The organism is Streptomyces sp. WAC04114, assembly GCF_019733245.1.
Lineage (GTDB): Bacteria > Actinomycetota > Actinomycetes > Streptomycetales > Streptomycetaceae > Streptomyces > Streptomyces massasporeus_A.
This window is the reverse complement of record NZ_JAIGQA010000140.1, coordinates 1-22,556: the sequence shown is the minus strand read 5'-3', so window position 1 is coordinate 22,556 and position 22,556 is coordinate 1. Positions and strand designations below refer to the sequence as shown.

The 22,556-nt window shown below is 72.3% G+C and carries 18 protein-coding genes and 1 pseudogene; 7 read left to right on the top strand and 12 right to left on the bottom strand.

Annotation, left to right across the window (positions count from 1 at the left end):
• Positions 1-65 precede the first annotated feature (65 nt).
• Together K4G64_RS28735 and K4G64_RS28730 are read right to left on the bottom strand one after the other, a co-directional pair.
• Positions 66-1,430: an MFS transporter gene (locus tag K4G64_RS28735; protein WP_221758888.1), complete on the bottom strand. Its 1,365-nt coding sequence runs from the start codon at positions 1,428-1,430 to the stop codon at positions 66-68.
• Between the two features lie 163 nt (positions 1,431-1,593).
• Positions 1,594-2,259 carry a TetR/AcrR family transcriptional regulator gene (locus tag K4G64_RS28730; protein ID WP_190903509.1) on the bottom strand — a complete coding sequence of 222 codons (666 nt, stop codon included), beginning with the start codon at positions 2,257-2,259 and terminating at the stop codon, positions 1,594-1,596.
• A 142-nt stretch (positions 2,260-2,401) separates the two neighbouring features.
• On the opposite strand from K4G64_RS28730, the gene K4G64_RS28725 reads away from it, so the two are divergent.
• Complete coding sequence (locus tag K4G64_RS28725; protein WP_221758887.1) at positions 2,402-3,277, top strand: shikimate dehydrogenase; 876 nt, start codon at positions 2,402-2,404, stop codon at positions 3,275-3,277.
• A 14-nt stretch (positions 3,278-3,291) separates the two neighbouring features.
• Positions 3,292-5,088 (top strand): bifunctional sugar phosphate isomerase/epimerase/4-hydroxyphenylpyruvate dioxygenase family protein, encoded by a 1,797-nt coding sequence (locus K4G64_RS28720; protein ID WP_221758886.1) that lies wholly within the window; start codon positions 3,292-3,294, stop codon positions 5,086-5,088.
• Here the strand turns inward: K4G64_RS28720 and K4G64_RS28715 are convergent.
• The 8 genes from K4G64_RS28715 to tkt are packed head-to-tail and all read right to left on the bottom strand — an operon-like array spanning position 5,075 to position 15,578.
• Positions 5,075-6,541, bottom strand: a complete 1,467-nt coding sequence (locus K4G64_RS28715) for a membrane-associated oxidoreductase (RefSeq protein ID WP_221758885.1) — start codon at positions 6,539-6,541, stop codon at positions 5,075-5,077. The two genes, K4G64_RS28720 and K4G64_RS28715, sit on opposite strands and share 14 nt — an antisense overlap.
• 59 nt (positions 6,542-6,600) lie before the next feature.
• Positions 6,601-7,188 (bottom strand): histidine phosphatase family protein, encoded by a 588-nt coding sequence (locus K4G64_RS28710; protein WP_221758884.1) that lies wholly within the window; start codon positions 7,186-7,188, stop codon positions 6,601-6,603.
• Positions 7,189-7,192: 4 nt separating this feature from the next.
• Positions 7,193-8,077, bottom strand: a complete 885-nt coding sequence (gene gnd, locus K4G64_RS28705; RefSeq protein ID WP_221758883.1) for a phosphogluconate dehydrogenase (NAD(+)-dependent, decarboxylating) — start codon at positions 8,075-8,077, stop codon at positions 7,193-7,195.
• A gap of 1 nt (position 8,078) precedes the next feature.
• On the bottom strand, positions 8,079-9,743 hold the full coding sequence (gene pgi / locus K4G64_RS28700; protein WP_221758882.1) for a glucose-6-phosphate isomerase: 1,665 nt from the start codon (positions 9,741-9,743) through the stop codon (positions 8,079-8,081).
• Positions 9,736-10,671, bottom strand: a complete 936-nt coding sequence (gene opcA, locus K4G64_RS28695) for a glucose-6-phosphate dehydrogenase assembly protein OpcA (protein WP_221758881.1) — start codon at positions 10,669-10,671, stop codon at positions 9,736-9,738. Before opcA ends, pgi begins: the two co-directional genes overlap by 8 nt.
• Positions 10,668-12,341, bottom strand: a complete 1,674-nt coding sequence (gene zwf / locus K4G64_RS28690) for a glucose-6-phosphate dehydrogenase (RefSeq protein ID WP_221758880.1) — start codon at positions 12,339-12,341, stop codon at positions 10,668-10,670. The genes opcA and zwf overlap by 4 nt, the downstream gene beginning before the upstream one ends.
• Positions 12,338-13,483, bottom strand: coding sequence for a transaldolase (gene tal, locus K4G64_RS28685; protein ID WP_221758879.1), 1,146 nt, complete (start codon positions 13,481-13,483; stop codon positions 12,338-12,340). The genes zwf and tal overlap by 4 nt, the downstream gene beginning before the upstream one ends.
• Before the next feature lie 19 nt (positions 13,484-13,502).
• A complete protein-coding gene (tkt, locus tag K4G64_RS28680; protein ID WP_221758878.1) occupies positions 13,503-15,578 on the bottom strand; it encodes a transketolase in 2,076 nt (691 codons plus the stop codon).
• 164 nt (positions 15,579-15,742) lie between these two features.
• Between tkt and K4G64_RS28675 the strand changes: the two genes are divergently transcribed.
• Positions 15,743-16,630 carry an AraC family transcriptional regulator gene (locus K4G64_RS28675; protein WP_221758889.1) on the top strand — a complete coding sequence of 296 codons (888 nt, stop codon included), beginning with the start codon at positions 15,743-15,745 and terminating at the stop codon, positions 16,628-16,630.
• 51 nt (positions 16,631-16,681) lie between these two features.
• Here the strand turns inward: K4G64_RS28675 and K4G64_RS28670 are convergent, their stop codons facing one another.
• Positions 16,682-18,076: a glycoside hydrolase family 16 protein gene (locus K4G64_RS28670; RefSeq protein ID WP_221758877.1), complete on the bottom strand. Its 1,395-nt coding sequence runs from the start codon at positions 18,074-18,076 to the stop codon at positions 16,682-16,684.
• Between the two features lie 329 nt (positions 18,077-18,405).
• On the opposite strand from K4G64_RS28670, the gene K4G64_RS28665 reads away from it, so the two are divergent.
• The 4 genes from K4G64_RS28665 to K4G64_RS28650 all read left to right on the top strand — a co-directional run bounded on the left by K4G64_RS28665 (position 18,406) and on the right by K4G64_RS28650 (position 22,383).
• Positions 18,406-18,915, top strand: a complete 510-nt coding sequence (locus K4G64_RS28665; protein ID WP_221758876.1) for an SRPBCC family protein — start codon at positions 18,406-18,408, stop codon at positions 18,913-18,915.
• Positions 18,908-20,530, top strand: coding sequence for an NAD(P)/FAD-dependent oxidoreductase (locus K4G64_RS28660; protein WP_221758875.1), 1,623 nt, complete (start codon positions 18,908-18,910; stop codon positions 20,528-20,530). The genes K4G64_RS28665 and K4G64_RS28660 overlap by 8 nt, the downstream gene beginning before the upstream one ends.
• Positions 20,531-20,576: 46 nt before the next feature.
• Positions 20,577-21,458 carry an SDR family oxidoreductase gene (locus K4G64_RS28655; RefSeq protein ID WP_221758874.1) on the top strand — a complete coding sequence of 294 codons (882 nt, stop codon included), beginning with the start codon at positions 20,577-20,579 and terminating at the stop codon, positions 21,456-21,458.
• Positions 21,459-21,531: 73 nt separating this feature from the next.
• The gene (locus K4G64_RS28650) at positions 21,532-22,383 is read left to right on the top strand and encodes an oxygenase MpaB family protein (RefSeq protein WP_221758873.1); all 852 of its coding nucleotides are present in this window, start codon (positions 21,532-21,534) and stop codon (positions 22,381-22,383) included.
• Positions 22,384-22,417: 34 nt separating this feature from the next.
• Here K4G64_RS28650 and K4G64_RS40570 read toward each other — a convergent pair.
• Positions 22,418-22,556: pseudogene (locus tag K4G64_RS40570) on the bottom strand (IclR family transcriptional regulator); the annotation flags it as partial.

Genomic DNA, 22,556 nt, shown 5'->3' with positions numbered 1-22,556 from the left:
CCCGCACCCGCACCCGAGGACCATCCACGACCGGGCCTCGAAAGCAGCCGGTGGAATGCGCGGCGTCAGGCCGTCACCTTCTCCGGCCGCGAGGCCTCGCCCCCGAGCCCGCCCCGTTCCCCCAGCGACTCCGTGGGAACCCGGTGCGTCTCCCGCGCCGACACCGCCGCGACCACCGGCGGCACGCACAACGCCGCCGTGAACAGCGCCACCGCCGACCAGTCGTCACCCCCCGGTCCCGCGATCTGCGCCGCGAACGTCACCGCGAACCCGGCCGCCGCGAACCCGATCTGCGTACCGATGGCCACGCCGGACAGCCGGACCCGGGTCGCGAACATCTCGCCGTAGAACGCGGGCCACACCCCGTTCGCGGCGCTGTAGACCACGCCGAAGCAGACGATGCCCGTCACGAACGTCAGCGGGTAGGAGCCCGTGGAGACCGCCCACAGGTACAGGAACATCGTCACCGCGCTGCCGGCCGCGCCGATCAGGAACACCGGGCGGCGTCCGATCCGGTCGGACAGCGTCGCCCACAGCGGGATCGCGGCGAGAGCGACGACATTGGCCAGGGCGCCCACCCACAGCATGGCCGTGCGCGACATGCCGACCGCGTCGCTCGTGGCGTACGCCAGCGCCCACACCGTGAAGATCGTGCTGACCGAGGCGATCAGCGCGCCCGCGATCACCCGCAGCACATCCGCCCAGTGCTCGCGGAGCAGGATCACCAGGGGCAGCTTGACCACGCCCTCCTCGGCGGCCTGCTGGGCGAAGGCCGGCGTCTCGTCCAGCTTGCGGCGGATGACCCAGCCGGCGACGGCGACGGCGACGCTCAGCCAGAACGGCAGCCGCCAGCCCCACGACAGCAACTGGTCCTCGGGCAGCGCGGCGACCGGGATGAAGACCAGCGTGGCCAGCAGCTGGCCGCCCTGTGTGCCGCTGAGGGTGAAGCTGGTGAAGAAGCCGCGCCGGTCCGGTGGCGCGTGCTCCAGCGTCATGGAGTTGGCGCTGGCCTGCTCGCCCGCCGCCGAGATGCCCTGCAGCACCCGGCACAGCACCAGCAGGACGGGAGCGAGTGAACCGACCTGGTCCCGGGTCGGCAGACAGCCGATGAGGAACGTCGACAGGCCCATCAGCATCAGCGTGAAGACCATGATCTTCTTGCGGCCGAGCTTGTCACCGAAGTGCCCGAGCACCAGCGCGCCCACCGGGCGGGCGGCGTACGCGACACCGAACGTGGCCAGCGACAGCAGGGTCGCGGTCGCCGGGTCGGACTCGTCGAAGAACACCTCGGGGAAGATCAGCGCTGCTGCGCTGCCGTAGATGAAGAAGTCGTAGTACTCCAGGGCGCTGCCGATCCAGGCGGCGGTGGCGGCCTTCCGGGGCTGACCGGGTGGGGCGGCGGACCCTGAGGGCATGGCGGGGACGGACACGGCGGCTCCTTCGGGGGGCTCCACACTACGCAGAGCGGGGCGACGGACGAGCAGAGGGGACGTGCCGGATCGCGGCTAATTAACCCACTGGGTAGTTAGTAGGGGATGGCCAGAGATGCTGCGCCCGCGTACCGCCGGTGTCAAGGGGTGGTGCATGGGCCGTTCAGTCCGCCGAGCGCTCCGCCGTCAGATACGCGATCACCATGTCGCCCAGCATGGCGCGGTAGTGCGCGCGCTGCGCCCCGTCGAGCAGGTCGCGGCCGAACAGCGCGCCGAAGGTGTGCCGGTTGGAGACCCGGAAGAAGCAGAAGGAGGAGATCATCGCGTGCAGGTCGACGGCGTCGACGTCGGCCGTGAACAGGCCGGACTCCTGGCCCGACGCCAGGATCCGGCGGATCACGTCCAGGGCGGGGGAGCCGATCTTGCCGAGCTTCTCGGAGCCGGCGATGTGGTGGGCCTCGTGGATGTTCTCGATGCTGACCAGGCGGATGAAGTCCGGGTGCTGCTCGTGGTGGTCGAAGGTCAGCTCGGCCAGCCGCCGGATCGCCGCCACCGGGTCCAGGTGGTCGACGTCGAGCTCCTGCTCGGCCTCCCGGATCACGCCGTACGCGCGTTCCAGCACAGCTGTGAACAGCTGCTCCTTGCCGCCGAAGTAGTAGTAGATCATCCGCTTGGTGGTGCGGGTGCGGGCGGCGATCTCGTCGACCCGGGCGCCGTCGTAGCCGGCCCGGGCGAACTCCTGGGTGGCGACGTCGAGGATCTCGGCCCGGGTGCGGGCGGCGTCACGGATGCGCTCGCCGGATCGTGCCGGTTCTTCGACGCTGGTCATCAGGTTCCTTCGGGCGGAGGGTCCGGTGCCGGTGATTCTAGAAGCAGGGGCCCGTCCGCCCGTGGGGTCTTCCCGAGCCCGTGCTCGCCTGATATAGCTAACGTACTGGTTCGTACATTAGTGAGCCGCTCGGGAGGCGCACGTGCCCAAGGAGTCGTATCTCGTCGGACTGATCGGTTCCGGCATCGGTCCGTCACTCAGCCCGGCGCTGCACGAGCGGGAGGCGGACCGGCAGGGCCTGCGCCTGGTGTACCGGCTGATCGACATCGACACGCTCGGGGTGGCGCCCGAGGCGGTCGGCGACCTGCTGCGGGCCGCCCGCGACCTGGGCTTCGACGGGCTCAACATCACGCACCCCTGCAAGCAGCTCGTCATCGAGCACCTGGACGCCCTCGCCCCACAGGCCGAGGCGCTGGGCGCGGTCAACACCGTCGTCTTCGAGGACGGCCGCGCGGTCGGCCACAACACGGACGTCACCGGCTTCGCGGCCTCGTTCGCGCGCGGGCTGCCCGACGCGCCGCTGGAGCGGGTCGTGCAGCTGGGCGCCGGCGGTGCGGGGGCGGCCGTCGCCCACGCCACGCTCACCCTCGGCGCCGGGCGGGTCACCGTCGTCGACGCCCTGCCCGAACGGGCCGCGGCCCTGGCCCGAGCCCTCAACCGGACCTTCGGCCAGGGCCGGGCGGCCGCCGCCTCCCCGGACCGGCAGGCCGAGCTGCTCGCCCGCGCCGACGGTATCGTGCACGCCACCCCCACCGGCATGGCCGCCCACCCCGGCCTGCCCCTGCCCGCCGAACTGCTCCACTCCGGCCTGTGGGTGGCCGAGGTGGTCTACCGCCCGCTGGAGACCGAGCTGCTGCGGACCGCCCGAGGCCTGGGCTGCGCCACCCTCGACGGCGGCGGCATGGCCGCTTTCCAGGCCGCCGACGCGTTCCGCCTGTTCACCGGCCGGGAACCCGACGCCGCGCGGATGCTGGCGGACCTGACCGAACTGGCCGGGGCCGTCGGAGCTCCGCACTAGAGGGAGGTACCGACGTGCGTACGTCCATCGCCACCGTCTCCCTCAGCGGCTCCCTCACCGGGAAACTCGACGCCGCCGCCCGGGCCGGCTTCGACGGGGTGGAGATCTTCGAGAACGACCTGCTGGCCTGCCCCCTCACCCCCGAGGACATCCGCGCCCGCTGCGCCGACCTCGGGCTCCGCATCGACCTCTACCAGCCGATGCGGGACATCGAGGCCGTCCCCGAGGCGGAGTTCGCCCGGAACCTGCGGCGGGCCCGGCACAAGTTCGAGCTGATGCGCCGCCTCGGCGCCGACACGGTCCTCGTCTGCTCCAGCGTCTCCCCGCAGGCGGTGGACGACGACGCCCTCGCCGCCGAGCAGCTGAGCCGGCTCGCCGACCTGGCGGCGGAGTCCGGCATCCGGGTCGCCTACGAGGCACTCGCGTGGGGGCGGCACATCAGTACGTACGACCACGCCTGGCGCATCGTGGAGTCGGCCGGTCACCCCGCGCTCGGCACCTGCCTGGACAGCTTCCACATCCTCTCGCGCGGCTCGGACCCCAAGGGCATCGCGGACATCCCCGGCGAGAAGATCTTCTTCCTCCAGCTCGCCGACGCTCCGCTGCTCGCCATGGACGTGCTCCAGTGGAGCCGCCACTACCGCTGCTTCCCCGGCCAGGGCGGCTTCGACGTGGCGGGTCTGGCGCGGCACGTACTGGCCACCGGCTACGACGGCCCCCTCTCCCTGGAGGTCTTCAACGACGTCTTCCGGCAGGCCGACGCCGGTCCGACCGCTGTCGACGCCCGGCGCTCCCTGCTGGTCCTTCAGGAGACGGTCGGCAGGGCGCCCCTGCCCGACCCCGTCGTCCCCACCGGCGTCGCCTTCGCCGAGTTGGTCACACCCGACGCCGAACCGCTGGCCGCCCTGCTCGGCTCCCTGGGCTTCACCCGCACCGCCCGCCATCGCGGCAAGCCCGTCGCCCTGTGGGAGCAGGGCGAGGCCCGGGTCCTGGTCAACACCGGGACGGCCGTGCGCCGCGACGGCACCCGGCTCGCCGCGATCGGGCTGGAGTCGCCGGACCCGGCCGGAGCCGCCCGGCGGGCCGAGGCCCTGCTCGCGCCCGTCCTGCCGCGCCGCCGCGCGCCGCAGGACGCCCCGCTGGACGCGGTCGCCGCGCCCGACGGCACGGAACTGTTCTTCTGCGCCACCGGCCGCCCGGAACTGCCCGACTGGCGGGCCGACTTCGAGAACACGGGCGCGCCCCCGGCGCAGCCGGGCATCCGGGGCATCGACCACCTCGCCCTCACCCAGCCCTGGCACCACTTCGACGAGGCGGCCCTCTTCCACCGGGGCGTGCTCGGCCTGCACGCCCAGGAGAGCGTGGACGTCGCCGACCCCTACGGTCTGATGCGCAGCCGTGCCGTCACCAACCCCGACGGCAGCGTCCGGATCGCCCTCACCGTCGGCGCCGCGCCCAGCGACGACACCGTCCATGCCCAGCACATCGCCCTGGCCACCGACGACGTGGTCGCCGCGGCGCGCCGGTTCCGCGCGGCGGGCGGCAGCCTCCTGCCGGTGCCCGCGAACTACTACGACGACCTCGCCGCCCGCTTCGAGTTCGCCGACGGCGAGCTGGAGACCTACCGCGACCTCGGCATCCTCTACGACCGCGACGACCACGGCGTCTTCCGCCACTGCTACACCCGCACCGTCGGGCGGGTCTTCTTCGAACTGGTGCAGCGCGACGGCGGCTACCGGGGATACGGCGCCGTCAACGCCCCGGTGCGACTGGCCGCGCAGCACACGGTACGGGCGCTCACTGGCGGCTGACGGTCCGGGTGATGCCGGTGACGACGGTGGTGGCGAGGATCCAGCCCGTGAGCACCAGGGCGTAGGAGAGCCACTGGTACCCGCCGGTCGGGGCGAACGCGGCCTCCTGACCGAAGGAGATCACCGGCAGCAGCAGGTCGAGGGTGTAGAACACCGGGTTGAACTGCGGGGCCTCGTCCGCCTTCAGCGGCGCGGGGTGGTGCAGCGCGTAGGCGAGGGAGCCGACCACGAGCAGCGACACCAGCCAGCCCGCGGCCCGCAGGGGGCGGAAGCCGTAGCCGACGGTGGCGTCCTGCACATGACCCCACAACCGGCCGTACCAGGGCAGGGTGCCGCGGCGGCGGCGCTGCTTGGCGAGCTGGACCAGGCGGGCGGCGGGGTCGTCGCCGATCCTGCGGTAGGCGGCGGTCAACTGCTCGTAGGCGTGCGGGACATAGCCCTCGCCGTCCCGCTCCAGCATCGCCAGGCGCCGTTCGGCGGGCTCGTGCGGGGTGAGGGAGGTGTAGACGAGGCTGTTGAGCAGGACCTCGCCTGGGACCGCCTCCGGCTCCAGGAACAGCACGTCCATCTGGGCGCGCCGGAGATTGAGGGTGCCGTCCATGGGAGGTCCCTTGCGCACCCAGAGTTCCCCGATGGTGCAGCTGCTGGCCCGCAGCGCTGCGTCACCCGGGTTCGCCAGCCGCGCGTGCGACAGGTCGAGCCGGCCCGCGATCCGGGCGCCGCGCAGGCCGATCCAGCCCAGCACGTCCGCCTCGCGCAGCAGGGCGTCGCCCTCCACCGTGAGCGTCTCCGCGTCCAGGGCGACCTCGCCCGCTCCGGCCTGCAACCGCGCCCCGTTGAGGTCGATCGAGCCGGCGACGGACGCGCCCGTCAGCCGCACCTCGCCGCGTGTGCGCAGGCCCGGCGCCGACAGGCCGTCCCCGACGGTCAGATGGTTGAGCTGGAGCGCCGGCTGACCGGACGGCGGCTCGTCGATCTCGGCCCCGTCCAGGAACAGCGCGCCGGAGATCTGCGCCCCGCCGAGCCGCACGGGCCCGTCGAACAGACAGTCCGACATGCGCAGGACGCCGTCCACGCGCAGGGTGGCGGCGTCCAGACCGGGCAGGACCGAGCCGCGCAGGTTCAGCTGCCGCAGTCGCGCCGCGTACAGCACGGGCGTGTCCTCGAAGAAGCAGCCGCTGAGGCGCACGGCGTGGTCGATGTCGGCGTACTGGAGGAGCAGTTCCCCGGTGATCCGCGCGCCGGCCAGTCTGAGGGCGGCGGTCTCCCCGTCCTCCTGCGGGGCGCTCAGCAGCAGGGCCCGCAGCACGGTCGCCCGTACGGTCCGGTCGGGTCCCCAGTCCGCGCCCCGTGCCGGGTCCTCGTCGGCCGCGCCCCGGAAGTCCACGTCCTGCCCGCGTGGGAAGGCGCGCCACACCCGCTCCTCGGCGGGTGTCATGTCGTCGATCTCCATCAGCGGGGACTCTGACGCGCCCGGCCGGAGGCTGTCAACTCACCTCCGGCCGGGGCTCGTTACGCCCTGGAGTTCCACTCCGCGATCACGGGCCGGCCGTGCTCGGTCGACAGTCGGCTGACCGTCCCGGTCTCCAGCCGGAACAGCCGTCCCTCCGCCGGGGACAGGCCCAGCCGACGGGCCGTCAGGACGCGCAGGAAGTGGCCGTGCGCCACCAGCATCACATCGCCCTCGGGCAGCGACTTCTCCGCCCGGGCCAGCACCCGGTCGGCGCGTTCGCCGACCTCCTCCGGGGACTCGCCGGGGTCTCCGTCGGGGCCGGGCGGGCACCCGTCGGTCCACAGGTCCCAGTCGGGGCGGGTGCGGTGTGTCTCCTCGGTGGTGACGCCCTCGTAGGCGCCGTAGAACCACTCGTGCAGGTCCATGTCCCGCACGGTCCCGGTCAGGCCCGCGAGTTCGGCGGTGCGCACCGCGCGGACGAGCGGGCTGGTCAGGATGAGCGCGAAGACACGGCCCGCCAGGAGCGGGACGAGGGACTCGGCCTGCTCCTCACCGTGCGGGGTGAGGGGCAGGTCGGTGAAGCTGGTGTGCTGTCCGCTCCGGCTCCACTCCGTCTCGCCGTGGCGGACCAGCAGCAGATCACCCACGGTCCTACGCCTTCTTCGCGGACTCGACGGCGTGGCCGCCGAACTGGTTGCGCAGCGCCGCGATCATCTTCATCTGCGGCGAGTCGTCCTGGCGGGAGGCGAACCGGGAGAAGAGCGAGGCGGTGATCGCGGGCAGCGGCACGGAGTTGTCGATCGCGGCCTCCACCGTCCAGCGTCCCTCACCGGAATCCTGGGCATAGCCCCTCAGCATCTCCAGGTGCTCGTCCTCGTCCAGGGCGTCCACCGCCAGGTCGAGCAGCCAGGACCGGATGACGGTGCCCTGCTGCCAGGAGCGGAACACCTCGCGGACGTTGTCCACGGAGTCCACGGCCTCCAACAGCTCCCAGCCCTCGGCGTAGGCCTGCATCATCGCGTACTCGATGCCGTTGTGAACCATCTTCGCGAAGTGCCCGGCGCCGACCTTGCCCGCGTGGACGTAGCCGTACGGGCCTTCCGGCTTGAGCGCCTCGAAGATCGGCTGGAGCCGGTCGACGGTCTCCTTCTCGCCGCCGACCATCAGGGCGTAGCCGTTCTTCAGGCCCCACACGCCGCCGGAGACGCCCGCGTCGACGAAGCCGATGCCGCGCTTGCTCAGCTCCTCGGCGTGCTTCTCGTCGTCCGTCCAGCGCGAGTTTCCGCCGTCGACGACCGTGTCGTACGGCTTGAGGAGGTCCCCCAGGCGGTCGATGACGTGCTGGGTGGGCTCGCCGGCCGGGACCATGACCCACACCGTGCGGGGCGCTTCCAGCTGGTTGACGAGGTCGGCCAGGCTGTCGGCGTCGGACTTCTCGGGGTTGGTGTCGTAGCCGATGACGGTGTGGCCGGCGTTGCGCAGGCGCTCGCGCATGTTGCCGCCCATCTTGCCGAGACCCACAAGACCGATCTGCATGTCAGTTCACTTCCCGAAGTTTGCGGTAGGCGGCCACCAGGGCGGCCGTGGACGGGTCGAGACCGGGGACGTCAGCGCCCTCGGTCAGGGCGGGCTCGACGCGCTTGGCGAGTACCTTGCCGAGCTCGACGCCCCACTGGTCGAAGGAGTCGATGTTCCAGACGGCGCCCTGCACGAACACCTTGTGCTCGTAGAGGGCGACCAGCTGGCCGAGGACCGACGGGGACAGTTCGGTGGCCAGGATCGTCGTGGTGGGGTGGTTGCCCCGGAAGGTGCGGTGCGGCACCTGCTCCTCGGGCACGCCTTCCGCGCGGACCTCCTCTGCGGTCTTGCCGAAGGCGAGCGCCTGCCCCTGCGCGAACAGGTTGGCCATCAGCAGGTCGTGCTGCGCCTTCAGTTCCTCGCTCAGCTCGGCGACGGGCCGGGCGAAGCCGATCAGGTCGGCCGGGATGAGCTTGGTGCCCTGGTGGATGAGCTGGTAGTAGGCGTGCTGCCCGTTGGTGCCGGGCGTGCCCCACACCACCGGCCCGGTCTGCCACTCCACCGGCTTCCCGTCGCGGTCCACCGACTTGCCGTTGGACTCCATGTCGAGCTGCTGGAGGTAGGCGGTGAACTTGGACAGGTAGTGGCTGTAGGGCAGTACCGCGTGCGACTGGGCGTCGAGGAAATTGACGTACCAGATGCCCAGCAGGCCCAGCAGCAGCGGGGCGTTGGCCTCGGCCGGGGCGTTGCGGAAATGCTCGTCGACGATGCGGAAGCCGTCGAGCATCTCCCGGAAGCGGTCCGGGCCGATGGCGATCATCAGGGACAGGCCGATCGCGGAGTCGTACGAGTAGCGGCCGCCGACCCAGTCCCAGAACTCGAACATGTTGTCGACGTCGATGCCGAAGTCGGCGACCTTCTCCGCGTTCGTCGACAGCGCGACGAAGTGCTGGGCAACCGCCTTCTCGTCGCCCCCGAGACCTCTCAGCAGCCAGGACCGCGCCGAGGTCGCGTTGGTGATCGTCTCGATCGTGGTGAAGGTCTTGGACGCGACGATGAACAGCGTCTCCGCCGGGTCCAGGTCGCGCACCGCCTCGTGCAGGTCCGAGCCGTCCACGTTCGACACGAAGCGGAACGTCAGATTCCGATCGGTGAACGGCCGCAGCGCCTCGTAGGCCATCGCCGGGCCGAGGTCCGAGCCGCCGATGCCGATGTTGACGACGTTGCGGATGCGCCTGCCGGTGTGGCCGGTCCACTCCCCGGAGCGCACCCGGTCCGCGAAGGCCGCCATCTTGTCGAGCACGGCGTGCACGCCCGGGACGACGTTCTCCCCGTCGACCTCGACCACGGCGTCCCGCGGGGCGCGCAGCGCGGTGTGCAGCACGGCCCGGTCCTCGGTGATGTTGATCTTCTCGCCGGCGAACATGGCGTCGCGCAGCCCGAACACATCGGTCGCGGCGGCGAGCTCCTGCAGCAGGGACAGCGTCTCGTCGGTGACCAGGTGCTTGGAGTAGTCGATGCGCAGGTCGCCCACGTGCACGACGTAGCGCTCGGCGCGTCCCGGATCCGCCGCGAACAGCTCCCGCAGATCGGGCTGCGGCAGGGCGTCCTTGCGGTGGTGCTCCAGGGCGGTCCACTCGGGACGCCGGTTGAGCCTCGGGGAACCGGAGGGGGAGTCAGGCATGAGCGGGGGTCTCCTCGGTTGCCTCGCCGTTCAGGGCGATGGCGTACATCTCGTCCGCGTCGAGGCGCCGCAGCTCCTCGGCGATGAGTTCGGAGGTGGCACGGACCTTCAGGGCGAGGGTGCGCGACGGCTGGCCCGGCAGGGTCAGCGTGGCCAGCGGTCCCTCGGGGCGGTCGATGACGATCTCGCCGCTCTCGGTGCCCAGGCGTACGGCCGTGACGACCGGCCCGGCGGTGACCACCCGGTCGACCCGCACGTGCAGCCGCGCCTCCAGCCAGCGGGCCAGCAGCTCGGCGGCCGGGTTCTCGGCCTCGGCCTCCACCGCCGCCGACACGATCCGGGCCCGGGCCTGGTCCAGCGCCGCCGCCAGCATCGAACGCCAGGGCGTCAGCCGGGTCCAGGCCAGGTCGGTGTCGCCGGGGGCGTAGGAGCGGACCCGGGTCTGCAGCGCCTCCAGGGGGTTCTCGACGGAGTACAGGTCGGTGATCCGCCGCTGGGCCAACGCCCCGACCGGGTCCTTCGAGGGCACCTCCGGGGCATCCACCGGCCACCACACCACCACCGGCGCGTCCGGCAGCAGCAGCGGCAGCACCACGGAGTCGGCGTGGTCGGACACCTCGCCGTAGGTCCTGAGGATCACGGTCTCGCCGGTGCCCGCGTCGGCGCCCACCCGGACCTCGGCGTCGAGGCGGGAGGACTGGCGGTCGCGCGGGGTGCGGGCGTGGCGCTTGATGACGACCAGGGTGCGCGAGGGGTGCTCGTGCGAGGCCTCCTCGGCCGCCTTGATCGCGTCGTAGGCGTTCTCCTCGTCCGTGACGATCACCATCGTCAGGACCATGCCCACGGCGGGTGTGCCGATGGCGCGGCGCCCCTGCACCAGCGCCTTGTTGATCTTGCTTGCCGTGGTGTCGGTCAGGTCGATCTTCATGGCCTGCGCCAGCTCCGTCCGTCTCGTGCGAGCATCTCGTCTGCCTCCTCGGGTCCCCAGCTGCCCGAGGCGTACTGCGCGGGCCGGCCGTGCGTGGCCCAGTACTGCTCGATCGGGTCGAGGATCTTCCAGGACTCTTCCACTTCCTGGTGACGGGGGAACAGGTTGGCGTCGCCCAGGAGGACGTCAAGGATCAGCCGTTCGTAGGCCTCGGGGCTCGATTCGGTGAACGACTCGCCGTAGGCGAAGTCCATCGTGACGTCCCGGATCTCCATCGAGGTGCCCGGCACCTTGGAGCCGAAGCGGACCGTCATGCCCTCGTCCGGCTGGACGCGGATGACGATCGCGTTGGAGCCGAGCTCCTCGGTGGCGGTGGAGTCGAAGGGGGAGTGCGGGGCCCGCTGGAAGACCACGGCGATCTCCGTCACCCGGCGGCCCAGCCGCTTGCCGGTGCGCAGGTAGAACGGGACGCCCGCCCAGCGGCGGTTGTCCACCTGGAGCCGGACCGCGGCATAGGTGTCGGTCGTGGAGGACGGGTCGATGCCCTCCTCCTCCAGGTAGCCGCGCACCTTCACGCCGCCCTGCCACCCGGCCGCGTACTGGCCGCGCACGGTGCCCTGCCCCAGTTCCTGCGGCAGCCGGACCGCCTTGAGGACCTTCAGCTTCTCCGTGAGCAGCGAGGCGGCGTCGAAGGCTGCCGGTTCCTCCATCGCGGTGAGCGCCATCAGCTGGAGCAGGTGGTTCTGGATGACGTCACGGGCGGCGCCGATGCCGTCGTAGTAGCCGGCCCGGCCGCCGATGCCGATGTCCTCGGCCATGGTGATCTGCACGTGGTCGACGTAGGACCGGTTCCAGATCGGCTCGAACATCTGGTTGGCGAAACGCAGCGCCAGGAGGTTCTGGACGGTCTCCTTGCCCAGGTAGTGGTCGATCCGGAAGACCTGCTCCGGGTCGAACACGTCGTGCACGATCGCGTTGAGCTTCTCGGCGGACCGCAGATCGTGCCCGAACGGCTTTTCGATGACCGCCCGGCGCCAGGAACCCTCGGGAGCACTGGCCAGTTTGTGCTTCTTCAGCTGCTGAACAACCTTCGGGAAGAACTTCGGCGGCACCGACAGGTAGAAGGCGTAGTTGCCGCTGGTGCCCCGGGAGGCGTCCAGCTCCTCGACGGCGGAGCGCAGCTGCTTGAACGCCGTGTCGTCGTCGAAGTCGCCAGGGATGAACCGCATGCCCTCGGCGAGCTGCTGCCAGACCTCCTCGCGGAACGGGGTGCGCGCGTGCTCGCGGACCGCGTCGTGCACCACCTGTGCGAAGTCCTGGTCCTCCCAGTCCCGGCGGGCGAAGCCCACCAGGGAGAAGCCCGGTGGCAGCAGACCGCGGTTGGCCAGGTCGTACACGGCCGGCATCAGCTTCTTGCGGGACAGGTCGCCGGTCACGCCGAAGATGACGAGCCCGGAGGGCCCCGCGATCCTCGGCAGACGGCGGTCGCGCGGGTCGCGCAGGGGGTTCTCGAAGTGAGTGTCGGCGTGCTCCGTCCGGGGAGCGTGCCCGCTCACCCCGGTCTGCTCCACCCCGGCCGCCTCCTGTGCGGCCCGGGCCTCCTTCTCCTCCTTGGTGCCCTTGGTCTCCTGTTCGGCCGTCTGGGGGATGCCCCCGATGCCCTCACTCATTCCGCGTCAACTCCCTTGCTGTTCAAGGACTTGGTGACCGCGTCCAGCAGCTCCTGCCAGGCCACCTCGAACTTGGCCACGCCCTCGTCCTCCAGTTGCCGCACCACCTCGTCGTATGCAATGCCGAGCCGTTCGACGGCCGCCAGGTCGGCACGGGCCTGGGCATAACCGCCGGTGACCGTGTCGCCCTGGACGTCGCCGTGGCTGGCGACGGCGTTCAGCGTGGCCTCCGGCATGGTGTTGACCGTGCCGGGGGCCACCAGTTCGTCCACGTACAGGGTGTCCTTGTATGCGGGGTCCTTCACACCGGTGGAGGCCCAAAGGGGGCGCTGCCGGTTCGCACGGGCGCCGCCCAGCGCCTGCCAGCGCGCCCCGGCAAAGACCTGCTCGTACGCCTCGTAGGCGAGCCGCGCGTTGGCCAGGGCCGCCCGGCCCTTCAGGGCGAGGGCCTCGTCCGTGCCCAGCAGCGTCAGCCGCTTGTCGATCTCGGAGTCCACACGGGAGACGAAGAACGAGGCGACCGAGTGGATGCCCGACAGGTCGAGAACGGCCGCCCGGGCCTTCTCCAGGCCGGCGACATAGGCGTCCATCACCTCGCGGTACCGCTCCAGGGAGAAAATCAGCGTCACGTTCACGCTGATGCCCGCGCCGATCACCTCGGTGATCGCCGGAAGGCCCGCCTTCGTCGCCGGGATCTTGATCATCACGTTGGGACGGTCCGCCAGCCACGCCAGCTGCTTGGCCTCTGCGACGGTCGCCGTCGTGTCGTGAGCGAGGTGCGGATCGACCTCGATGGAGACCCGGCCGTCCCGGCCGCCGGTCGCCTCGTACACCGGCCGCAGGACGTCGGCGGCGGCCCGGACGTCGGCGGTCGTCATCATCCGCACGGCCTCGTCCACGGTCACCCCGCGCACCGCCAGGTCGGCGAGCTGCTCCTCGTAGCCCGCGCCGGAGCCGATGGCGGCCTGGAAGATGGACGGGTTGGTGGTGACGCCGACGACGTTCCTCGTGGCGACGAGGTCGGCCAGGTTGCCGGACTCGATCCGCCGGCGCGACAGGTCGTCGAGCCAGATCGACACGCCCTCGTCGGACAGGCGCTTCAGTGCTCCCGCGTGCGCGGTCGCTTCGGTCACAGTGATCATCTTCTTTCGGGCGGTCGGATCAGCCACGGGCGGCGGTGAGGGATTCCCGCGCGGCGGCGACCACGTTCTCTGGGGTGAAGCCGTACTCGGCGAACAGGGTCTTGGCGTCGGCGGAGGCACCGAAGTGCTCCAGGGAGACGATGCGTCCCGCGTCCCCGACGAACCGGTGCCAGGTCAGCCCGATCCCGGCCTCGACGGCGACCCGGGCCTTGACGGACGGCGGCAGCACCCTGTCACGGTAGGAGCGCGGCTGCTCCTCGAACCACTCCACGGACGGCATCGACACGACACGGGTGGGCACACCGGCGCCTTGGAGCAACTCGCGCGCCCCGGCGGCGACGTGCACCTCGGAGCCGGTGGCGATCAGGATCACCTGGGGCGTGCCGCCCTCCGCCTCGAACCTCACGTAACCGCCGCGCGCCGCGTCCGGGTCCGGCTCGTACGTGGGCACGCCCTGGCGGGTGAGCGCGAGGCCGTGCGGGGCCGGGGCGGTGCCGTGCCGCTCGAGGATCTCGGCCCAGACGACCGCGGTCTCGTTGGCGTCGGCGGGGCGGACGACGTTCAGGCCCGGGATGGCCCGCAGCGCGGCCAGGTGCTCCACCGGCTGGTGGGTCGGGCCGTCCTCGCCGAGGCCGATGGAGTCGTGCGTCCACACATACGTCACCGGCAGCTGCATCAGGGCCGACATCCGCACCGCGTTGCGCATGTAGTCGGAGAACACCAGGAAGGTGCCGCCGTAGACGCGGGTGTTTCCGTGCAGCGCGATGCCGTTCATCTCCGCGGCCATCGAGAACTCGCGGATGCCGAAGTGCACCGTGCGGCCGTACGGGTCGGCCTCCGGCAGCGGGTTGCCGACCGGGAGGAAGGAGCTGGTCTTGTCGATGGTGGTGTTGTTGGAGCCCGCGAGGTCGGCGGAGCCGCCCCACAGCTCGGGGACGACCGGGCCGAGCGCCTGGAGGACCTTCCCGGACGCTGCCCGGGTGGCGACCGCCTTGCCCGCCTCGAACACCGGCAGGGCGTCCTCCCAGCCCTCGGGCAGCTCGCCCTTGCTCACCCGGTCGAACGTGGCGGCCCGCTCCGGGTTCTCGGACCGCCAGACGGCGATCCGCTTGTCCCAGGCGGTGCGCGCCTCCGCGCCCCGGTCCAGGGCCAGGCGGGTGTGGGCCAGCACCTCGTCGGCGACCTCGAAGGACCGCTCCGGGTCGAAGCCGAGCAGGCGCTTGGTGGCCGCGACCTCGTCCTCGCCGAGCGCCGAGCCGTGGGAGGCCTCGGTGTTGCGCGCGTTCGGGGCGGGCCAGGCGATGATCGTGCGCATCGCGATGATCGACGGGCGCTCCGTCTCGGCCTGAGCGGCCTTCAGCGCCGCGTACAGGGCCTGCACGTCGACGTCGCCGTCCTCCTGCGGCTCGATCCGCCGCACGTGCCAGCCGTAGGCCTCGTAGCGCTTGAGTACGTCCTCGGAGAACGCGGTCGCGGTGTCGCCCTCGATGGAGATGTGGTTGTCGTCGTAGAGGAAGACCAGGTTGCCGAGCTTCTGGTGGCCGGCGAGCGAGGAGGCCTCCGCGGAGACGCCCTCCTGGAGGTCGCCGTCGGAGACGATCGCCCAGATCGTGTGGTCGAAGGGCGAGTCGCCCTCGGGGGCGTCCGGGTCGAACAGGCCGCGCTCGTACCGGGCTGCCATCGCCATGCCGACGGCGTTCGCGACGCCCTGGCCCAGCGGGCCGGTGGTGGTCTCCACGCCGGCGGTGTGCCCGTACTCGGGGTGGCCGGGAGTCTTGGAGCCGTGCGTGCGGAACGCCTTGAGGTCGTCCAGCTCCAGTTCGTAGCCCGCGAGGTAGAGCTGCGTGTAGAGGGTCAGCGAGGTGTGGCCGGGGGACAGGACGAAGCGGTCACGGCCGGTCCATTCGGGATCCGCGGGGTCGTGCCGCATCACCTTCTGAAAGATCGTGTAGGCGGCCGGAGCCAGGCTCATCGCGGTACCGGGGTGGCCGTTGCCGACCCGCTGGACGGCATCCGCCGCCAGAAGGCGGGCGGTGTCGACGGCACGCCGGTCGAGTTCGGTCCATGCGAAGCGGTCCGCTGTCTGCGTGCTCATCTTCAAGAAGTCCTCGATGGGAGCGAAGTTGCTGGCTGACGCGTTCAAAATTAAAAGTCTGACTTTTACGGCGGAAGGTCGGCGTGTGCCAGCCTGTGGTGAAAGTGGGACACCCACCGGCAGCAGGACACCGAACCGGGCGGTACGAGGGGTACTTGGTGGACATCGTGGACAGAACCATCCAAGGCGGCGACGGGATCGATACGTTCCCCTTCCCGGTCGAGCTCAGCGTCGGCGGCGTCGGCATGCAGATCGGTCCGATGGGAACCGGCCGCACCTGGCACGCCGACGCGCCCCTGGAGCGCGTGCACCGCATCGACTTCCACGTCGTGATGCTGTTCGGCGCGGGCCCGGTCCGGCACATGGTCGACTTCACCGAGTACGAGGCCACGGCCGGGGACCTGCTGTGGATCCGCCCGGGGCAGGTCCACCGCTTCTCGCGCAGCAGCGAGTACCGCGGAACCGTGCTGACCATGCAGCCCGGCTTTCTGCCCCGCTCGACCGTGGAGGCCACCGGTCTCTACCGGTACGAACTGCCGCCGCTGCTGCGCCCCGACGCGGCCCAACTCGCCGGTCTGCGGGCCGCGCTCGCCCAGCTGCTGCGCGAGTACGAGGACACCGCCACGCTCCCGCTGAGCCTGCACACCGCCGTCCTGCGCCACACGCTGACGGCGTTCCTGCTGCGGCTCGCCCACCTCGCGGCGAGTACGGCGCAGTCCCTGCGGCAGCGGTCCGACTCCACCTTCACCCTCTTCCGGGACGCCGTGGAGCGGGACTTCGCCACCAACCACAGCGTCAGCGCCTACGCCGACGCGCTCGGCTACTCCCGCCGCACCCTGGTCCGGGCGGTGCGCGCCGCGACCGGTGAGACCCCCAAGGCCTTCATCGACAAGCGCGTGGTCCTCGAGGCCAAGCGGCTCCTCGCCCACACCGAACTGCCCATCGGCCGGGTCGGTGTGGCGGTCGGCTTCCCCGACGCGGCGAACTTCTCCAAGTTCTTCCACCAGCACACCGACCAGACCCCGGCGGCGTTCCGGGCGGAGTTGCGCTGAGGACGTCGAAAAGGGGCCCCACGCACGCGTGGAGCCCCTTCCCGGGCCGGATCAGCGCCCGAAGGTGAACCAGTTGACGTTCACGAAGTCCGCCGGCTGCCCGCTGGTGAAGGTCAGATACACGTCGTGCGTGCCGGTCACGCCACTGATGTTCGCCGGCACGGTCCGCCACGACTGCCAGCCGCCGGTGTTGCCCACCGCGAAGCTGCCGATGGGCGCGTTGCCGCGGCTGTCCAGCCGCACCTCGACCAGCCCGCTGGCGCCGTTCGCCGCGCCGCTCGCGACCCGGGCGCTGAACTGCCGGGCCGCCGTGGAGCCGAAGTTGACGCCCTTGAACTGCAGCCAGTCGCCGTTGGCCAGCGCGCCGACGTTCTGCCCGCCGCCGGAGTCGGTCGTCGTCTCGGTGAGCACGCCGGACTGGCCGTCGTAGGACTCGGCCTGGATGGCGGAGTAGGCGTCGCGGTTCCCGGTCGGCGGGGGTGTGGTGCCGCCGCCGGACGACAGCACCTGCACGTAGTCGACGACCATCGCGTGGCCCGGCTGCGTCCCGGAGTCCGGGCCGCCGCCGAACGCGTCGGGGAAGCCGCCGCCCATCGCGACGTTCAGGATGACGAAGAAGCCGTGGTCGGTGGCGTTCTTCCAGGTCGTCGCGTCGACCTGGTTCGCCCGCACGGTGTGGTAGTTGACGCCGTCGAGGTAGAAGCGGATCTCCTCGACGCTCGTCGAGCGGTCCCACTCCATCCGGTACGTGTGGAAACCGGCCTGGCAGGAGGTGCCCTGGCAGGTGGTCGAGCCCCCGATGCCGCTGGTCTCGTTGCAGGGGCCGCCCGGGGAGGTGCCGCAGTGCATCGTCGCGAACACCGTGTTCATGCCCTGGGTGTTCTCCATGATGTCCAGCTCGCCGACCGCCGGCCAGTTCCAGTAGTTGCCGCGGTAGGGGGCGCCCAGCATCCAGAACGCCGGCCAGTAGCCCTTGGCGGCGGCGCCGGTGACGTTCGGCACCTGGATGCGCGACTCGACGCGGAGCTTGCCGCCGGCCGGGGGCTGGAAGTCGGTGCGGTTGGTCTCGATCCGGCCGGAGGTCCAGTTGCCGGCCGCGTCCCGCCGGGGCGTGATGCGGAGGTTGCCGTTGCCGTCGAGTGCGACGTTGTCCGTGCTGTTCGTCATCGTCTCGATCTCGCCGGTGCCCCAGCCCGCTGGGCCGCCCGGGTAACCCCGGCCGGTCGCGTACTGCCAGTCGGAGGTGTTGACGCCGGTGCCGGCGGCACCGTTGAAGTCGTCCAGGAACAGCTGCGTCCAGCCCGACGGGGGTGTCGGCGCGGAGGCGGTCGCGGACGGGGTCGCGACCGCGGAGGCGGCGACCGCGAGGCCGAGCGTGCTGACGACGGCGACGAACGCCCGCCGCAACGGGCGCCGTCTGCGGGAGGTGCCGGTGGTGTCGCTCATGTGGGGATGCCTCTCGGATCGGATGCGGGAGGGTGAGAGCGCTCTCAAAGTGCCGTCAATGTGCTCCACGCGACCCGGGGCGTCAAGAGGTAAAGCCGGGATTGGTGCGGAGGCGGTCGGTGAGTGCACAGCTTGAACGGGCCGGTGTCGAAGGGAAAGCGCGAGCGGGAAGGGAGGCATGCCTGATGGGCCTGCACCTGCATCGTGAGAGCGCTCTCACGCACCCTGTGGCGCGACAGCGGCGAGCCGCCGGACCGCGCTGTTGAACCACGGCTACCTGGGCACTCGGGGTGAACGCAGACCACCGGTCGAGGCAGCAGGAGGCATCCGTGGCCGTACGCCATCACCTGATCCGAGTCGGCCCGGGCGCCGTGTGGGACGTCCTCGCCGACGGCCACCGCTACGCGGAATGGGTGGTGGGCACCTCCGAGTCCCACCCGGTGCGCGGGCAGTGGCCGCGCACCGGCGCGGCGATCGGCTACGAGGTCCGTCTCGGCCCGGTGCGGCTCGACAACGAGACGGTCGTCCGCCACTGCGAGGAAGGCAAGCTGCTGGAGCTGGAGGCCCACGCCGGCGCGCTCGGCACGGCACGCATCGCGATCGAGCTGCGGCCCTGGGGCGAGCACTGCCTGGTGATCGTGGACGAGCATCCCCTGCGGGGCGCGGGCGGCCGGCTGCACAACGTCGGCTTCGAGGCGCTGATCCAGCTCCGCCACCGCGCCATGCTGTCCCGGCTGGCCAAACTGTGCGAGGCCGAGGCGCGGGTCCCGGGAGGCACCCGCCGCGGCCTGGGCCAGGTGACCGTGGGGTCCGACGCGGACGGAACCGGCCATGCCTGACGCCGTGGTGATCGGCGCGGGTCCCAACGGCCTGGTGGCTGCCAACGTCCTCGCGGACGCCGGATGGAGCGTCGAGGTGCTGGAGGAACAGCCCGAACCGGGCGGCGCCGTCCGTCACGACCGGGGCGTGGACCCCGCCTTCGTCAACGACCTGTTCAGCTCCTTCTACCCCCTCGCGGCCGCCTCGCCCGTCCTGGCCGCGCTGCGCCCCGAGGAGCACGGGCTGCGCTGGAGCCACGCGCCCAGCGTGCTGGCCCACCCCCTCACCGACGGCAGCTGCGCCGTCCTGGACCGGAACATCGACACCACGGCCGCGTCCCTCGACACCTTCGAGCCGGGCGACGGAACCGCCTGGCAGCGGCTGCACCAGGTGTGGCAGAGCCTGCGCCCCGGCCTCCTGGACGCCCTGTTCACCCCGTTCCCGCCCCTGCGCGCCACGGCCCGGCTCGCACTGCGGCTGCGGGCCGCGGGCGGACTGCGCGTGGCCCGCTCCCTGGTGCTGCCGGTGCGGCGCCTGGGGGAGGAGGAGTTCCGCGGCCAGGGCGGACGGCTGCTGCTGGCCGGCAACGCCCTGCACGCCGACCTCGCCCCCGAGTCGGCCGGCAGCGGCGGCTTCGGCTGGCTGATGGCCATGCTGGGCCAGACCTACGGCTTCCCGGTCCCGGTCGGCGGTTCCGGCGCGCTGACCTCCGCCCTGGTCCGGCGTCTGGGGACCCGGGGCGGACGGGTCCGGTGCGGGCAGCGCGTCGAGCACGTCGTCGTGCGCGGCGGGCGGGCCGTCGGTGTGCGCACGGCGGGCGGTGACGCGGTGCCGGCCCGCCGGGCGGTACTCGCGGACGTGTCGGTGCCCGCCCTGTACGGCGAGCTGGTCGACCCCGCTCACCTGCCCACCCAACTCCTCGACGACCTGCGGCGCTTCCAGTGGGACTTCGCCACGTTCAAGGTCGACTGGGCTCTCGACGGGCCGGTGCCCTGGCAGAGCGAGGCGGCGTCCCGGGCCGGCACCGTGCACCTCGCCGACGGCATGGACGAGCTGACCCGCTTCACCGCGCAGATCGCCATGCGGCAGGTCCCGGACCGGCCGTTCACGATCTTCGGCCAGATGACCACCTCCGACGCCACCCGCTCCCCCCGGGGCACCGAATCGGCCTGGGCGTACACCCACATCCCGCACGAGATCCGCGGCGACGCCGCCGACGAGGGCATCACCGGCCGCTGGGACACCAAGGACCAGGAACTCATGGCCGACCGCGTCGAACGCCAGGTGGAGCGCTTCGCACCCGGCTTCCGCTCACTGATCCGGGGCCGCCGCATCCTGGCGCCACCGACCCTGGAGGTGCTCGACGGCAATCTCGCGGGCGGCGCCATCAACGGCGGCACCACCGCCATGCATCAGCAGCTCGTGTTCCGCCCCCTGCCCGGTACCGGCCGCCCGGAGACCCCGGTACCGGGCCTGTACCTCGCCTCCGCCGGAGCCCATCCCGGCGGCGGGGTGCACGGTGCGCCGGGGGCCAACGCCGCCCGGGCCGCCCTGCGCCGCAACCGGGCTCCCGGCCTGGCCGCCGGGGCCCAGCGGCTCCTCGCCCACCGCGACCGCACCGGAGCCAGGCGCTGAACCCGGCCCTCCGGGGCAGGGCCGGTGCCGGAAGGAAGGGCAGCCCATGGCCGGCAGTCCGCTCGCCGAGCGCACGATCGTCGTCACCGGAGCCGCCCGCGGCGTGGGCGCGGCCGTGGCCCGCGAGGTCGCCCGGCGCGGCGCCCGGGTCGCGCTCGTCGGCCACGAGAAGAGCCGGCTGGACGCGGTCGCCGCCTCCCTGCCGGGCCCGGCCCTCGCCCTGGAGGCCGACGTCACCGACCTCTCCGCGCTGGAAGCAGCGGCGGACACCGTGCGGGAGCGACTCGGCCCGCCCTCGGCCGTGGTGGCGAACGCCGGCATCGCCGAGGGCGGCGCACTCCTCGCCTCGGACCCGGCAGCCTGGCGCCGCGTGATCGACGTCAACCTCACCGGCAGCGCCCAGACGGCCCGGGCGTTCCTGCCGGACCTGCTCGCCACGGCGGGCTACTTCCTCCAGGTCGCCTCCCTGGCCTCGATCGGCGCCGCCCCGCTGATGAGCGCCTACTGCGCCTCCAAGGCGGGGGTCGAGGCCTTCGCGCACTCGCTGCGCGCGGAGGTGGCGCACCGCGGGGTCGGGGTGGGCATCGCCTACCTCAACTGGACGGACACCGACATGATCCGTGACGCCGACCAGTACGACGTCCTGCGCGAACTGCGCCTGCACATGCCGCCACCGGCCCGCCGCGTGTACCCCGTGGGCACCGTCGCCGCCCGCCTGGTCACCGGCATGGAGCGCCGCCGTACGGCCGTCTACGCACCGGCGTGGCTGCGCCTCGCCCAGCCGATCCGCCCGGCCATGCCCCCGGTGGTCCTGCGCGTCGCGCGCCGCGCACTGCCCCGTTTGGAGGCTTCGGGCCCGGTCCGCTACACCGGACCGCTCGGCGCCGGGGGCCGGGCCGACCGCGCGGCGAACGGGCCGGGTTCCTGAAGCATTCCGGCCCGAAACGCCCGCACGGGCGAGGCATGCCGGACACTGGTCAGCAGGAGAAGGGAGGCCGCCCGTGCTGACCGGAGTCCGTGAACAGCTGGGCCAGGCCCTGTTCCGCCGCGTCGCGGGACCCGGTGGACCCGCGACCCGTGCCCGTATCCACCACACGCCCGGCCCGCGCTGGTTCGCACCGGACCGGCCGATCCGCACGGTCCACGGCGACGCCTCGATGTTCATCGGCGGGCTGACCGCCCTGCTCCTGCAGTCGCTGCACCCGCTCGCGATGGCGGCGGTCGCCGGCCACTCCGGCTTCCGCGGCGACCCGTGGGGCCGCCTGCAGCGCACCAGCACCTTCCTGGCCGTGACGACGTACGGAACCGCCACGGACGCCCAGGAGGCGGTCGACCACGTGCGCGGCATCCACGAACGGATCCGCGGCACGAGCGCCGAGGGCGTGCCGTACCACGCGGCCGACCCGCATCTGCTGGGCTGGGTGCACGCCGCCGAGACGGACAGCTTCCTGCGCGCCCATGCACGCTACGGGTCCCGGCCCCTGGACGCCGCCGGCTACGACGCCTACGTCGCCGACACCGCGCGCGTCGCCGAGGCGCTGGGGGCGGTCGACCCGCCGCGCGACCGCGGCGAACTGGCCGAGCGCCTGACCGCCTACCGGCCCGAACTGCGGGCCACGCCCGAGGCCAGGGCAGCCGCCCGCTTCCTGCTGTTCCAGCCGCCCCTGCCCCTCCCCGTACGGCCCTTCTACGGCGGGCTGGCCGCGAACGCCGTGACCCTGCTCCCGCCCTGGGCACGCGGCATGCTGTGGCTGCCCCGGGTCCCGGTCGTCGAGGACCTCGCGGTACGCCCCACCGGCCGCGCCCTGACCCGGACCATCCGCTGGGCCATGACCCCGGCCCGGGAAGCCTGAACCCACGGCGTCCGTCGAGCCCCGCCGCCGCTCAGGGCTGCCACCCCAGCGCCCGCGAGATCCCGCGCGCCGCAACCCGCACCGCCGGGCCCAGCACCGGGACCTGGGCGTCCGCGTGGGGCACCACGATCGACACGGCGGCGGTCACCGTGCCGTCCGCGCCGCGCACCGGC